The organism is Dactylosporangium sp. NPDC051485 (assembly GCF_040682015.1).
In the GTDB taxonomy this organism is placed as follows: domain Bacteria; phylum Actinomycetota; class Actinomycetes; order Mycobacteriales; family Micromonosporaceae; genus Dactylosporangium.
In genome coordinates, this window is the sequence record NZ_JBFAZW010000186.1 from 1 (window position 1) to 12,852 (window position 12,852).

At 73.0% G+C, this 12,852-nt stretch carries 10 protein-coding genes; 1 reads left to right on the forward strand and 9 read right to left on the reverse strand.

Translation table 11 applies throughout. From position 1 onward, the window contains the following. Nucleotides 1-107 precede the first annotated feature (107 nt). The 7 genes from narI to AB0M46_RS49390 form a co-directional block, all read right to left on the reverse strand. On the reverse strand, nt 108-827 hold the full coding sequence (gene narI / locus AB0M46_RS49360; protein WP_363348337.1) for a respiratory nitrate reductase subunit gamma: 720 nt from the start codon (nt 825-827) through the stop codon (nt 108-110). Further along, complete coding sequence (gene narJ / locus AB0M46_RS49365) at nt 824-1,402, reverse strand: nitrate reductase molybdenum cofactor assembly chaperone (RefSeq protein ID WP_363348339.1); 579 nt, start codon at nt 1,400-1,402, stop codon at nt 824-826. The genes narI and narJ overlap by 4 nt, the downstream gene beginning before the upstream one ends. 28 nt (nt 1,403-1,430) lie before the next feature. Then, a complete protein-coding gene (gene narH / locus AB0M46_RS49370) occupies nt 1,431-3,101 on the reverse strand; it encodes a nitrate reductase subunit beta (RefSeq protein ID WP_363348341.1) in 1,671 nt (556 codons plus the stop codon). 1 nt (nt 3,102) lies between these two features. Continuing rightward, on the reverse strand, nt 3,103-6,783 hold the full coding sequence (locus AB0M46_RS49375; RefSeq protein ID WP_363348355.1) for a nitrate reductase subunit alpha: 3,681 nt from the start codon (nt 6,781-6,783) through the stop codon (nt 3,103-3,105). 91 nt (nt 6,784-6,874) lie between these two features. Further along, nucleotides 6,875-7,336, reverse strand: a complete 462-nt coding sequence (locus AB0M46_RS49380; protein ID WP_363348343.1) for a hemerythrin domain-containing protein — start codon at nt 7,334-7,336, stop codon at nt 6,875-6,877. After that, nucleotides 7,329-8,555 (reverse strand): MFS transporter, encoded by a 1,227-nt coding sequence (locus tag AB0M46_RS49385; protein WP_363348345.1) that lies wholly within the window; start codon nt 8,553-8,555, stop codon nt 7,329-7,331. The genes AB0M46_RS49380 and AB0M46_RS49385 overlap by 8 nt, the downstream gene beginning before the upstream one ends. Nucleotides 8,556-8,736: 181 nt before the next feature. Next, nucleotides 8,737-9,957 (reverse strand): family 16 glycosylhydrolase, encoded by a 1,221-nt coding sequence (locus tag AB0M46_RS49390; RefSeq protein ID WP_363348347.1) that lies wholly within the window; start codon nt 9,955-9,957, stop codon nt 8,737-8,739. Between the two features lie 170 nt (nt 9,958-10,127). On the opposite strand from AB0M46_RS49390, the gene AB0M46_RS49395 reads away from it, so the two are divergent. Beyond that, complete coding sequence (locus tag AB0M46_RS49395; protein ID WP_363348349.1) at nt 10,128-10,856, forward strand: HEAT repeat domain-containing protein; 729 nt, start codon at nt 10,128-10,130, stop codon at nt 10,854-10,856. A gap of 23 nt (nt 10,857-10,879) precedes the next feature. Here the strand turns inward: AB0M46_RS49395 and AB0M46_RS49400 are convergent, their stop codons facing one another. After that, nucleotides 10,880-12,004 carry a PLP-dependent transferase gene (locus AB0M46_RS49400; protein ID WP_363348351.1) on the reverse strand — a complete coding sequence of 375 codons (1,125 nt, stop codon included), beginning with the start codon at nt 12,002-12,004 and terminating at the stop codon, nt 10,880-10,882. A 77-nt stretch (nt 12,005-12,081) separates the two neighbouring features. After that, on the reverse strand, nt 12,082-12,852 hold a 771-nt coding region (locus AB0M46_RS49405), incomplete at its 5' end, for an ROK family protein (protein WP_363348353.1).

Sequence of the window (12,852 nt, forward strand, 5' to 3'; positions counted from 1 at the left end):
GGGGACCCGCTGCGGCGGCAGCGGCTCCGCGCGGCGGGCGGCCTCCCGGGCGTCCCGCCAGGCCAGGTCGGTGACGGCGGCGGGGCCGGTGCGCAGGGCGGGCGTGGTCATTGGACGCGTTCCCAGCCGCGGCGGACCGGGCGGGCGCCGAGCTGGCGGTCGCGGCTGCGGTAGACGATGTACGGCCGGGTCAGGTAGCCCAGCGGGGCGGAGAAGACGTGGACGAGGCGGCTGAACGGCCAGAACGCGAACAGCACCAAGGCGGCCAGCGCGTGCAGGCGGAAGCCGATGGGCGCGGCCGCCATCAGGTCCGGCTGCGGGTGCAGGTAGAAGATCGAGCGGAACCACGGGGAGACGGTCTGGCGGTAGTCGTGCGGGTCGCCGGTCAGGTTGCCCAGGACCGTGGTGCCGAGGCCGAGCAGGATCGCGCCGACGAGCAGCACGTACATGATCTTGTCGTTGGTCGTGGTGGCGGAGAAGACCGGGCCGACGGTGCGCCGCCGGTAGACGAGGATGGCGGCGCCGGCCAGGGTGAGGAAGCCCGCCACGGTGCCGAGGCCGACCGCGACGGCGTGGTAGGCGGCCTCGCTGACGCCCGCGGCGTCGGTCCACGACTCCGGGATCAGCAGGCCGCCGACGTGGCCCGCCGCCACGAGCAGGATGCCGAAGTGGAACATCGGGCTGCCCAGGCGCAGCAGCCGGCGCTCGTAGAGCTGGGAGGAGCGGGTCGTCCAGCCGAACTTGTCGTAGCGGTACCGCCAGATGTGCCCGACGACGAACACGGTGAGCGCGATGTAGGGCACGACGATCCACAGCAGGACGTTCATCGAGCGACTCCCTGTGGCATGTACTCGGGCGGGGCGAACGGGGCGAGCCCGACCTGCTCGGCCGGCGGGCCCTGGGCGGCGAGCCGGGCGATCGCGGTGCGCTCGTCACCGAGCGGAGGCAGCGTAGCCGAGACCGAGTCCAGGACGTCCGCCCACGGCGAGCCGGCGTCGTGCAGGGCCGCGCGCAGCAGCTCCAGGCCGGCCCGGTGCTCGACCAGCAGGGCGGCACCGGCGTCTGGCTGCGCGGCGGCGTACTCGAGGACCACGGCCAGGTGGTCGGGCAGCTCCTCGTCGGTCAGGCGCAGCCCGGCGGCGGCGTAGGCCTGCTTGAGCCGCAGCAGGGCCATGCCGCGGTTGCGGGTGTCGCCGTGCGTGTAGTACGTCAGGAACAGGCAGCACCGCCGCCGGTGGTCGAACGTGGCGACGTAGTCGGCGGCCAGCTCCGGCAGCGGGGTGCGCGCCGCGTGCTCGGCGAAGCGGCCCAGCGCCGTGCCGACCGGCCCGCCGAGCGCGGCGGCGACCCGGCGGACCAGGTCCAGGTGAGCCTTGAACTGCTCGTCGGGGTAGGCCAGCACGAGCGACTGGGCCTGCCAGGCCGCGCCCTCATGGCTGCTGCCCGTCGTCGCCGGCGCGGTCGGGGAACAGGCCCGCCGGGCGGCCCTTGCCGTCCCAGTTGAGCAGGTTGACCCGGCGCGGCTTGTCGGCGGGGTCGACGATCGTGTCGGTGGTCTGCCGGTCGCGCAGCATCGCGAAGTTCTCCACGGCGATCGGGGCCGGTCCGCCGGAGGACTCGCCGAACGGGCCGGAGCCGCCCATGCCCGGGCCGCCCTCGTAGTCCAGCGAGCAGCCGGTGGCCAGTTCCTCGAGGGAGTGGGCCTGCTCGGCGTGCGCGGGCGGGATGACGTACCGCTCGTCGTACTTCGCCAGGGCCAGCAGCCGGTACATGCCGTACACCTGCTCCCCGCTCATCCCGACGGCGGCCGCGATGCGCTCGTCCGGGTCGCGGCCCAGGTTGACGTCGCGCATGTAGGAGCGCATCGCGGCGAGGCGGCGCAGCACGGCGTCGACCGGGGCCGGGTCGCCGGCGGTGAACAGCTGGGCCAGGTAGTCGACCGGGATGCGCAGCGCCTCGATGGCGGCGAACAGGTTGCCGCGGTCCTCGGCGTCGTGGCCGGTGTCGCGCACCACGTCGACGACCGGCGACAGCGGCGGGATGTACCAGACCATGGGCATGGTGCGGTACTCCGGGTGCAGCGGCAGCGCCACCTTGTAGGTGTTGATGAGCGCGTACACCGGGGAGCGCCGGGCCGCCTCGACCCAGTCCCGCGGGATGCCGGCCCGTTCCGCCTCGGCGGCGACCGCCGGGTCGTTCGGGTCGAGGAACACCCGCCGCTGGGCCTCGTAGAGATCGTGCTCGTCCGGCGTGGACGCGGCGGCGAGCACGGCATCGGCGTCGTAGAGCATCAGGCCGATGTAGCGCAGCCGGCCGACGCACGTCTCGGAGCACACGGTGGGGATGCCGACCTCGACGCGCGGGAAGCAGAACGTGCACTTCTCCGCCTTGCCGGTGCGGTGGTTGAAGTACACCTTCTTGTAGGGGCAGCCGGACACGCACATCCGCCAGCCGCGGCAGCGGTCCTGGTCGACCAGGACGATGCCGTCCTCCTCGCGCTTGTAGATCGCCCCGGACGGGCAGGAGGCGGCGCAGGACGGGTTGAGGCAGTGCTCGCAGATACGCGGCAGGTAGAACATGAAGGTCTGCTCGAACTCGAAGCGCACCTTGTCGGCGATGCCCTTGAGCAGCACGTCCTTGTCGCCGTGGTCCGGAGAGCCGCCGAGGTCGTCGTCCCAGTTGGCCGACCAGGAGATCTTCATGTCCTTGCCCGACAGCAGGGACTTGGGCCGGGCGACGGGCGTGTGCTCCTGCAGCGGGGCGTTGGTGAGCTGCTCGTAGTCGTAGGTCCAGGGCTCGTAGTAGTCGTCGATCGCGGGCAGCTTCGGGTTGGAGAAGATGGTGAGCAGCTTCTTGAAGCGCCCGCCGCCCTTGAGGGTGAGCCGGCCGCGGCGGTTGAGCGTCCAGCCGCCGCGCCAGGTCTCCTGGTCCTCGTACCGCCGCGGATAGCCCTGGCCGGGGCGGGTCTCGACGTTGTTGAACCAGACGTACTCGACGCCGGTGCGGTTGGTCCACGCCTGCTTGCAGGTGACCGAGCAGGTGTGACAGCCGATGCACTTGTCGAGGTTCATCACCATGGCCATCTGCGCCATCACGCGCATATCAGTACTCCACCTCCTGGGAGCGGCGCCGGATCACGGTCACCTCGTCGCGCTGGTTACCGGTCGGGCCGAGGTAGTTGAAGGCGAACGACAGCTGCGCGTAGCCCCCGACGAGGTGTGTCGGCTTGATGAGCAGCCGGGTCAGGGAGTTGTGGATGCCGCCGCGCCGGCCGTTGGTCTCGGTGCGGGGCACGTCGATGAGCCGGTCCTGGGCGTGGTGCATGTAGACGGTGCCCTCCGGCATGCGGTGCGACACGATCGCGCGGGCGACGACGACGCCGTTGCGGTTGACCGCCTCGATCCAGTCGTTGTCGCGCACCCCGATCTTCGCCGCGTCCTCTTTGGACATCCAGATGGTCTGCCCGCCCCGGGACAGCGACAGCATGAACAGGTTGTCCTGGTATTCGGAGTGGATGGACCACTTGTTGTGCGGGGTGAGGTACCGCACGGTGATGCCGAGTTCTCGGGGCCGCCGCCGGCCGGCTGCGTCCTCACCGGCGAGGCCTGTGTCGTTGAGTTCGCCGACGGCCGGCTCGCCGAACAGGGCGTGCATGTTCAGCGGCGGGCGGTAGGTCGGCATCCACTCGCCGAGTTCGGCGATCCAGTCGTGGTCGAGGTAGAAGTGCTGCCGGCCGGTGAGGGTGTGCCAGGGCTTGAGCCGCTCGACGTTGATGACGAACGGGGAGTAGCGCCGGCCGCCGGCCTCCGAGCCGGACCACTCCGGCGAGGTGATGACCGGTGTCGGGCGGGACTGGGTGTCGGCGAACGTGATCTGCTTGCCCTCGTGCTCGGCGGCGAGGTCCGCCAGGCGCACCCCGGTCTGCCGCTCGAGCTGCCGGAAGCCCTGGGTGGCGAGGTGGCCGTTCGTGGTCCCGGACAGCGCCAGGATCGCCTCGCACGCCTGCACATCGCGGGCGATGGACGGCCGCCCGTTGGGTGCGACGCCGTTCTTGTGGCGCAGGTACTCGATCTCCCGCTCGACCCGGAACGTGACGCCCTTCGTGGTCGCGCCCAGCGTGTCCAGCAGCGGGCCGAGCGAGGCCATCTTGTCGGCGATCGCGGCGTAGTCGCGCTCGACGGGGACGAGCTTCGGCATCGTGCGGCCCGGCACCGGCTCGCACTCGCCGGCCTTCCAGTCGGCGACCCGGCCGCGCGGGTTGGCCAGTTCGTCCGGGGTGTCGTGCAGCAGCGGCGCGGCGACGAGGTCGGTGCGGGTGCCCAGCCGCGGCCCGGCCAGCGCGCTGAAGGCGCGGGCGATGGCCATGAAGGCGTCCCAGTCGGTGCGGGTCTGCCAGGGCGGGGCGATGGCCGGGTTGAACGAGTGCACGAACGGGTGCATGTCGGTCGTGTTGAGGTCGTGCTTCTCGTACCACGTCGCCGCGGGAAGCACGACGTCGGAGTACACGGTGGTGGACGTCATCCGGAAGTCCAGCGACAGCAGCAGGTCGAGCTTGCCGGTCGGGGCCTGCTCCCGCCAGACGACGTCGCGCGGCCGGGCCCCGGGCGGCGCCTCGGTGGCGCGCACGGCATGGTCGGTGCCGAGCAGGTGGCGCAGGAAGTACTCGTTGCCCTTGGCCGACGAGCCGAGCAGGTTGGCCCGCCAGACGGTGAGCACGCGGGGGAAGTTCTCCGGCGCGTCCGGGTCCTCGCAGGCGAAGCGCAGCCGCCCGGCCTTGAGCTCGGACACCACGTGCTCGGCGACGGGCACGCCGGCCTCCGCGGCGTCGGCGGCGAGATCCAGCGGGTTGCGGTCGAACTGCGGGAAGGAGGGCATCCAGCCCATCCGGGCCGAGGCGGCGATGAGGTCGGCGGTGCTGCGCCCCGCGAAGGCACCACCGTCGCTGCCGGCGGCCAGGGTGGCGGCCGAGAAGGGGTCGTACCGGTACTGGTCGGTGTGCAGGTACCAGTACGCGGTCTGGATCATCTGCCGGCCGGGCCGGGACCAGTCCGCCGCGGTGCCCAGCACGCTGTAGCCGGTGATCGGGCGGACCTTCTCCTGCCCGACGTAGTGCGCCCAGCCGCCGCCGTTGACGCCCTGGCAGCCGGTCAGCGTCGTCAGGGTGAGGAACGAGCGGTAGATGGTGTCGGAGTGGAACCAGTGGTTGGTCCCGGCGCCCATGATGATCATGGAGCGGCCCTTCGACTCCTCCGCGTTGGCCGCGAACTCCCGCGCGATGCGGGCCGCGGCCGCCGCCGGCACCCCGGTGATGGTCTCCTGCCAGGCCGGCGTGTAGGCCTCGGCGGCGTCGTCGTAGCCGGACGGCCACCGCCCGGGCAGCCCGTCGCGGCCCACCCCGTACTGCGCCAGGAGCAGGTCGTACACGGTGGTCACCAGGTGCTCGCCGATGCGCCGGACCGGCACGCCGCGGCGCGCCGGCTCCGCCGCCCCGGAGGGCGTGTCGAACCGCGGCAGCACCACCTCGACGGCCTCGCCGCCCTCGCACGACAGCCGCGGCCGCACGTCGCCGAGGTCGAGGTTCCACTTGCCGGCGCCGGCCTCGCCGTAGCGGAAGCCGAGCGAGCCGTTGGGCACGACCGGCGTGCCGTCGTCGTCCAGCAGCACCGTCTTGAACGCGGCGTGCTCGCTCTCGGCGAGCGCGCCGGGCAGGTCGGCGGCGGTGAGCATCTTGCCGGGGCGGAAGGCGCCGTCGCCGAGGTCGTCGAGGGTGACCAGGAACGGCAGGTCGGTGTAGCGGCGCACGTAGTCGGCGAAGTACGGCACCTGCCGGTCGACGAAGCACTCCTTGAGCACCACGTGGCCCATCGCCATGGCCAGCGCGCCGTCGGTGCCGGGCTGGGCGGGCAGCCACTCGTCGGCGAACTTGACGTTGTCGGCGTAGTCGGGGGCGACCGCGACGACCTTCTGGCCCCGGTAGCGGGCCTCGGCCATCCAGTGCGCGTCCGGGGTGCGGGTCACCGGCAGGTTCGAGCCCCACATGATGAGGTAGCCGGCGTCCCACCAGTCGCCGGACTCCGGCACGTCGGTCTGGTCGCCGAACACCTGCGGGGAGGCCACCGGCAGGTCGGCGTACCAGTCGTAGAACGACAGCATCGCCCCGCCGATGAGGTTGTAGAACCGGGCGCCGGCGGCGTGGGAGACCATCGACATCGCCGGGATGGGCGAGAAGCCGGCGATGCGGTCCGGGCCCCACTCGCCGATGGTGTGCACGTGCGCGGCGGCGATCAGTTCGACGGCCTCGTCCCAGGTGGCCCGGACCAGGCCGCCCTTGCCGCGCACCGACTTGTAGCGGCGGGCCTTCTCGGGGTCGGAGACGATGTCGGCCCACGCCGCGACCGGGTCGCCGCCGTTGGCCGTCTTCGCCTCGCGGTACAGCTCCAGCAGCACGCCCCGGACGTAGGGGTACCGCACGCGGGTGGGCGAGTAGGTGTACCAGGAGAACGCGGCGCCGCGGGGGCAGCCGCGCGGCTCGTACTCCGGCCGGTCGGGCCCGACGCTCGGGTAGTCGGTCTGCTGGGACTCCCAGGTGATGATGCCGTCCTTGACGTACACCTTCCAGGAGCAGGACCCGGTGCAGTTGACCCCGTGGGTGGAGCGCACCACCTTGTCGTGGGCCCACCGGTCCCGGTAGAACGAGTCTGCCTGCCTGCCGCCGATCTGGTGCAGCGTGCGCAGGTCGGGCGACACCTCGCCGCGGGTGAAGAACCGGCGCGTGCCGACCAGCGCGTCGGCCAGCCCGCTGTCCAGCCCGGGCGAGTCGCTCCTGCGGGCCACGGTGGGGCCTCCCTCCGGTCAGAGACGGATCTTCGTCACATTAGCCTCGAACCGGGACGAACGCTTGCCGAACCGCATCGACCCGTTCCCAGTCCTCGGTGCGCAGACCGGCCAGCGCCGCCGGGAAGACGCCGTCCTGCTCCTTGAGGATGTGTTCGCGCAGCATCTCCAGGACCTCGAGCAGGTGTTCGGGCCAGGCCGGCTCCGCGGGCGTGCCGTCCGCGGCCGCGCCCAGCGCCGCCTCCACCACCCGATGCTCGGACTCCAGCGCCGCGACGTGCTCGGGGAAGTCGCCGGCGAGGGCGGGGAACAGGCCCCGCTCCTCCACCTCGGTGTGCGGGCCGAGCACCGCGGCGATCTCGCGGGCCACCCCGGCCATCCGGGGCACGTCGCCGGCCCGGTGCGCGGCGCGCACCTCGCCCATGAGGTTCACCACCCGGTCGTGCTCGCGGGTCAGCTCGTCGATCGCGGCAACGGCCTGGCAGCCGCAGTACTCACACATGAGCGGCGCTGCGGGTGCCGCGCGCGCCGGTGCCGCGGGCGACGACGGCGACGGTCAGCAGCAGCGCGCCGAGGGCGACCACCGTGAGCGCCGCCAGGCCGGCGGCGTAGGAGCCGTACTGCTCGTAGACCACGCCCATGACCAGCGGCGGCACGAACCCGCCGAGCCCGCCGGCCGCGCCGACGACGCCGGTGACCGAGCCCACCATGTTGGCCGGCGCCCGCTGGGCGACCAGGGCGAAGGTGGCACCGCTGCCGGCGCCGAGCGCGGCCGCCATGGACAGGAACGCGATCGTGCCCAGCGGGGCCAGGGCCGGCGTGAACGCCTGCAGCACCGCGCCGGCGGCCACGACGGCCAGCGACACGGCCAGCACGCGGGTCGCGGGGATGCGGTCGGACAGCCAGCCGCCGACCGGCCGCATGATCACGGCGAGGACCACGAAGCCGGCCATCCGGTTGGCCGCGTCGGCCTGCGCCAGCCCGTAGGCGGTCTTGAGGTACGCCGGCAGGTACACCGAGAACGCGACGTAGCCGCCGAACGCGACCGCGTACAGCACGGCGGCCTGCCAGGTGATGCGCAGCCGCACGGTGGCGGCCAGCCGGCTGGCCAGCGGCTGGGCCGGCACGACCCGCCCGGGGGCGTCGCGCAGCAGCAACGCGGCGAGCGCCGCGTAGATGGCCAGGACGATCGAGGTGACCACGAACGGGGTGGCGGTGCTGCCGGCGTTGACCAGCTTCACGGTGCTCAGCGCGCTGATCGCGGTGCCGCCCATGCCGGCGCCGAACACGCCGACCGCCATGCCGCGCCGCTCGGGCGGGAACCAGTTGTTGACGAAGGGCACCCCGACGGCGAAGGCGGTGCCGCCGACGCCGAGGAAGAAGCCGCCGATCAGCAGGCCCGCCAGGGACGTGTGCCCGGCGAGGCCGAGGTACAGCACCGGGACGATCGTGGCCAGCGAGACCAGCGGGAACATGATCCGCCCGCCGTACCGGTCGGTCAGCGCGCCGACCGGGATCCGCCCCAGCGACCCGACCACCACCGGCACAGCGACCAGCAGGGCCTGCTGGAACGAGGTGAGGTGCAGGGCGTCCTTGAACCTCGGCGCGAGGGGGCTCAGCAGTGCCCAGGCCCAGAAGTTGACCGCGAATCCGATCGTGGCCAGCGCGAGCATGAGCACGCGTTGCCGGCCGCTGACAGTTGGCGTCTGGGGTGTGCGCATCGTGCTCTCCACAGTGACGTGTCCGGCGGGCCTACCTCAGGTTTCCCCGCTGCGCCACAACCGAACAGAGTCATTGGTCCCGCGTGCACGGGACCTCGGCGCGACCATGGCCGCCCGCCCTGTCGCCGGAAATGCCGAAGGGGGCGGCGGGGTGAACCCCACCGCCCCCCAGGTTAGGGCGTCAGACCTTGGTCCACTTCTGGTTCGCGCCACCGCTACAGTCCCAGATCTGCAGCTGGGAGCCGTTGGCGGTGCCGTGGCCGGCGACGTCGACGCACTTGTTCGAGTTCGTGTTCACCAGGTCGCCGGCGGCCGACAGGGTGAACTTCTGGGCGTTGGTGCCGTTGCAGGTGTACAGCTGGACAGCCGTGCCGTTGGCGGTGCCGGCGGCGGCGACGTCCATGCACTTGCCGAGCGCGCGGACGGTGCCGTCCGTGCCGAGGGTCCACTGCTGCGCGGCGGAGCCGTTGCAGTCGTAGACCTGCAGGCGGGCCCCGTCGACCGGGTTGGCCGAGGGGATGTCGATGCAGCGGCCGCTCTCCGTGCCACGCAGGGCGTTGGTGCTGCCCGTCGGCGGCGGGGGCGTCGAGTCCGTGCTCACGTGCACGTAGTCGATCAGCATGCGGTTGACCGACGGCGTGCTGCCGTCCGGGCTGCCGGGGAAGCTCCCGCCGACCGCGAGGTTGAGGATGATGAAGAACGGGTGGTCGTACACCCAGCGGTTGCCGCGGATGTTGGCCGGGGTCGCGCGGAAGTACTCCGAGCCGTCGATCGTCCAGACGATGAGGTTCGGCGACCAGTCGACGGCGAACGTGTGGAACGCGTTGCCCAGCGCCTGGCCGATGTTGCGCGTGCCGCCGACCCCGCTGCCGCCCGAGTAGCCCGGCCCGTGGATCGTGCCGTAGACGGTGTTCGGGTCACGCCCGACGTTCTCCATGATGTCGATCTCGCCGTCGGTGGGCCAGTTGCTGCCCCCGAGCATCCAGAACGCCGGCCACAGCCCGTTGCCCTTGGGCACCTGGATGCGGGCCTCGATGTGGCCGTACAGCTGGGTGAACTTGCCGGCCGTCTGGATCCGGCCCGACGTCCACTGGCACGTGCCGTACCAGCAGGTGCGCCCGCCGCTCTCCCGGCGGGCCTCGATCACCAGGTGGCCCTGGCCGTCCTGGTACACGTTGCTGGTGCCGCTGTTGTAGTACTCCAGCTCGGAGTTGCCGAAGCCGCCGCCGCCCGTGTCGAAGTTCCACTTCGACGTGTCGACGCCTTGGCCCGACGCGCCGTTGAAGTCCTCGTTCCACACGACCGCGGCCTGCGCCGCGCTCTGTGCCGACACGACAACCAGGCCGGTCGCGACGAGCGACGCGACCAGCGCGGCGGATGCCAGCGACTTGAATCTTCGCATGTGCCTACCTCCCATGGGCAGACCCTGTAGCGGCAGGGTCCGGGGTTCGCGAAGTGATCTGTGAGGTTCGTTTACAGATCCATCGGAGGCTAAGCCGTGGCGTCGGCGGGCGTCAATACGGGTCTTGAACCAAGACTTGAGATTACGCGGGTCCGCTACGCTGCGCGGTGATGGCGGACTTCGTGCACCTCACCACGGCCCGGGCGGCGCGGCGGATCGAGCGCGCGGGCATCGCCGCGCGCAGTCACGGACGGGACGGGCGCCGCGGGGTGTACTGCATGCCGGTGCTCCCCTCGTTCACGCTCACCTACGGCTGGGTGCGCGAGCTGCGCCGCTGGAAGGGCGGCCCCCTCGTCGCCGTCCACCTGCGGCTGCCCGACGCCGAGGCGGTGACGGTCGGGCACTACGGCGGCAAGCACCGCGAGGTGACGGCGGCGAAGGCGGTCGCCGTCGTGCGGGCCCTCGAGGACCCCCGCGGCCACGAGGTGTTCGTCCCCCGGGCCATCGCCGCCGCCGAGGTGCGGCGGGTGCGCGACGTGCCGCAGGGCGTCGGCTGGCGGTACCAGCCCGACGCCCACGGCCGGCGGCCGTGCGCCAGTTGCGCCCCGAGCGGCGGCTACCGGGTGGCGCAGCTGCGCAACCGGCTCGACCCGCCCCCGTCGGTGCCCCCGAAGTCCGTGCTGATGGCCCGCCTGAAAACGGCCGCCGACGCCGACGAGATCATCGAGGTGCTGTACGACCTCGCCCACGGCCGCCGCGGGGACGCCCAGGAGCTGGCCTACCTCGCCGAACACCCCGACCCGCAGGTGCGCTGGACCCTGCAGAGCACCCTGCGGGCCTACCGCGGGCCCCAGGCGCGCCGGCTGCGGGAGCGCCTGGCGGCCATGGACGACGACTGACGACCAGCGCCCGGTGACGACGCTCAGGCGTCGAGGGCGCGCAGGAGATCCGCCACGATGTCGTGCGGCTCCTCCAGGCCGACCGACAGGCGCAGCAGGGACGCGTCGACGGTGTCGGCGGTGCCGCCGTGGGAGAAGATCAGCGACGCGGGGTGCGTGATCAGGGTTTCGGTGCCGCCCAGGCTCACCGCGTTGCGGGCCAGGACCGTGGACTGCAGGACGCGCTGGGCCTCCTGCGGGGTGGCGACGGTGAAGGCCAGCATGCCGCCGAAGCCGGTCATCTGGCGGCGGGCCAGGTCGTGTTGCGGGTGGGTGGGCAGCCCCGGGTAGTACACCGCCGTCACCCGGGGGTGCGCGGCCAGGGCCTCGGCCACGCGCTGGGCGTTGTCGTTGTGGCGGGCCATGCGCAGCGGGAAGGTGCGCAGGCCGCGGGCCAGCAGCCAGGCCTCGAAGGGGTGGCAGACCGGGCCCAGGACGCGGGCCGTCTCCCAGGCCCGGCCGATCAGCTCGGCGGAGCCGGTCAGCACGCCCGCGGTCACGTCGCTGTGGCCGTTGAGGTACTTCGTGGCGGACTGGGCGACCAGGTCGGCGCCCAGTTGCAGGGGGCGGGTGTTGTACGGGGTGGCGAAGGTGTTGTCGACGATCAGCAGGGCCGACGGGGCGGCGGCGCGGACGGCGGCCAGGTCGGTCAGGACCATGGCCGGGTTGCTCGGGGTCTCGGCGTAGACGATGTCGGCGCCGGCCACCGCGTCCGGGAGTTTCTCCTGCGCCACCAGCGTGACGTCCACGCCGAACGTGGGCAGCACGTCGCGCAGGAGCGTGAGCGCGGCGGTGTAGTGGTTAGTCTGGGCGACCACGCGGGTGCCGGCGCGGACGTTGGACAGCAGCGCGGCGCTCACCGCGGCCATCCCGCTGCCCAGCAGCAGCGCCCGCTCGGCGCCGTCGAGCTCGGCGAGCATGGCCTCGGCCTCGGCGGCGTTCGGGGAGCCGTACCGCGTGTAGTAGCCGGTCGGGGCCACCGCGGCGGCGATCTGCGCCGCCTCCGGGGTGCGGGGCAGCTCGTAGGTGCTGGTCTGGTAGATCGGCGTCGTCACCGGCGTGCCACCTGGACGGTCGCCGGGGGACGGGTGCAGCAGGCGGGTCATCATGGCTCCCAGTATCGGCTCTCGCATCGGCCCGCCCGATGTGCCGCGTTGCCGTGCACAGGTCGGCGCCTACGTGCGCCTCACCGGCCGGTGACCCGGGCCTGGGTCAGCGGGGCCAGCACGGCGGCCAGCGCGGACTCGGCGGCGCCGATGGCCGGGCCCCGCGAGCCCAGCTCGGCCGGGACGATCGGGGGGAGCGCCGCGCGGCGCCAGGCCATGGCGGCCCGCAGTACGGCCGCGCGCAGGTCGGCTCCCGCGATGTCCAGCAGGTCCACGCCCAGGCCGCCGAGGGTCACGACCGCCGGGTCGAGGGCGTTGAGCAGCGCGCCGATGCCCCGGCCCAGGGCGGCCGCCGCCTCGTGCACCGCGGCCCGGGCGCGAGCGTCTCCGGCGCGGGCCGCGGCGATGGTCCGCTCGGCGAACGCGCGCGGGTCGGCGGGGTCGGGGCGGCCGAGCCGGCGGGCCATCGCGCGGCCGTCCACGGTCACGTCCCAGCAGCCGGTGGCCCCGCACGGGCACGCGAGGGCCGGATCGCCGAAGGGCACGTGCCCGAACTCGCCGCCGGCGCCGGTCGCGCCCAGCACGGGCCGGCCCCCGGCGAGCAGCACCCCGCCGATGCCCACCTCGACGGTCAGGTGCAGCGCCACCGGTACGTCCCGGGCCGCGCCCCGCAGCGCCTCCGCCACGCCGGCCAGCGAGGCGTCGTTGCCCACGGTCAGCGGCAGCCCCCCGGCGAGGGGGCCCAGGTCGGCGTCGCGCCCTCCGAGGGTCGCGGCCTGCACGACGGAGGTGCCGCGGACCGTTCCCGGCACCGCCACCCCGACGCCGGCGAGCCGGTCGCCGGTCTCCTC

Coding starts and splice junctions, on each gene's coding strand:
- narI (WP_363348337.1), bottom strand. CDS start 827: ATGAACGTCCTGCTGTGGATCGTCGTGCCCTACATCGCGCTCACCGTG.
- narH (WP_363348341.1), bottom strand. CDS start 3,101: ATGCGCGTGATGGCGCAGATGGCCATGGTGATGAACCTCGACAAGTGC.
- AB0M46_RS49380 (WP_363348343.1), bottom strand. CDS start 7,336: ATGTGTGAGTACTGCGGCTGCCAGGCCGTTGCCGCGATCGACGAGCTG.
- AB0M46_RS49390 (WP_363348347.1), bottom strand. CDS start 9,957: ATGCGAAGATTCAAGTCGCTGGCATCCGCCGCGCTGGTCGCGTCGCTC.
- AB0M46_RS49385 (WP_363348345.1), bottom strand. CDS start 8,555: ATGCGCACACCCCAGACGCCAACTGTCAGCGGCCGGCAACGCGTGCTC.
- AB0M46_RS49395 (WP_363348349.1), top strand. CDS start 10,128: ATGGCGGACTTCGTGCACCTCACCACGGCCCGGGCGGCGCGGCGGATC.
- AB0M46_RS49400 (WP_363348351.1), bottom strand. CDS start 12,004: ATGATGACCCGCCTGCTGCACCCGTCCCCCGGCGACCGTCCAGGTGGC.